The sequence below is a fragment of the Pseudomonas sp. SST3 genome (assembly GCF_003325755.1).
Genome location: NZ_QORI02000242.1, coordinates 1 through 1,257, shown reverse-complemented (window position 1 = coordinate 1,257; position 1,257 = coordinate 1). Strand labels below are relative to the sequence as shown.

Genomic DNA, 1,257 nt, shown 5'->3' with positions numbered 1-1,257 from the left:
TGTAGAGCCCAGCCCTCAAGCGAGACGATCCCGTGCGGGATATGCGCGTCTGGCCTTTGTAGGAGCCAGACTCCTGAAGGCGGGGGTTCAGCCCGGCATAAGCGGTGATCGCGCGTGAGCTGGCGAAGCGTAGCGGATCGCCCAGCTCAGCCAGCAACAGGGCTGCGGAACGCTCGCCAATGCCATCAATGCTGGTCAGCAGGTCGCGTTTGTTGCGCAGGTCCGGGTCATCATCGATGTGGTCTCGGATCGCACGGAGTGTCTCGCCGATCTGCCGCTCGACATGGTGCAGCACTGAGTAGATTGAAGCCTGCACACTAGCGTCGGCCAGATCCAGGCGGTTGCGTTCCATTTGTTGGATCTCCTGCAGATCTTCCAGGCGCCGCACTAATGCTTTCAAGCGCCGGACGGCGGGAGGCTCAGGCTGCCAGGCCCGCAGATCGCCCTGGTGCCGCTCGCCATACTCGGCGATGAGTTTGGCGTCGACTTTGTCGGTCTTTACGCGCTGGAGCTGGCTTCGAGCGTAATAGGCGACCTGTGCAGGATTGAGCACGCAGACCTGATAGCCTTTATCGTGAAACCAGGTCGCGAGCGCTTCATGGTAAGCGCCGGTCGCTTCCATCACGATCCAGGCTTGGGCATTGGCGTGCTTGAGCAGCCACTGCTGGAGCGCTTCGAAACCGGCCACCTCGTTTGGCAATTTGGCCTTGGTGCGGTACTTGCCATTGGGCTGCTGGGTGGCGATGTCGAACGTGCGTTTGGCGATATCGATGCCGATGACGCTGGGCATAAGTCCTCCTGCTGGTTCAGAAAGATCAACACTTCACTCAGCTCTACCTTGCTGATGCGAGCTCTCGCCGGAGGCGGGCTCTGGATACCGTTCGAGCTGTAAGAGTGAGTATGGAAGGCCGCAGCGCTATCTACGTCGCAGGCTCAAAGCCTAAGGGTGGATACGGCTTCCTGACCTTCCCCCGATGATCAGTCGGGAACTATCACCCCAACATAGCGTGGTAGTCGAGATACAAGGGTGGATGACGCTTTTCTCATCCACCGTGGCCCATCACCCATTTCTGCCGACCCGCAGTTGAGATGGCTGTAAGGCTGGGTCGAGCAACGCTTCGCTTCAGGCCGCCTTATCCTTCATTGTTGGTGGGCTGAAGCCCACCCTACGTCCTGGCGGTAGGCTCGAGATAGCTGCACTGCTGCGCAGGATGCGGTAAAAGCAGCGTGATAGACTCCGCGGCTTTATGCCAGCAT

Annotated in this window: 1 protein-coding gene; it reads right to left on the bottom strand. The window is 59.5% G+C overall.

The genetic code is table 11. The features are described 5' to 3' along the window. A partial coding sequence (locus DQ405_RS27010; RefSeq protein ID WP_168426519.1) for an IS110 family transposase occupies positions 1 to 790 on the bottom strand: 790 nt, incomplete at its 3' end. Positions 791 to 1,257: the final 467 nt, after the last annotated feature.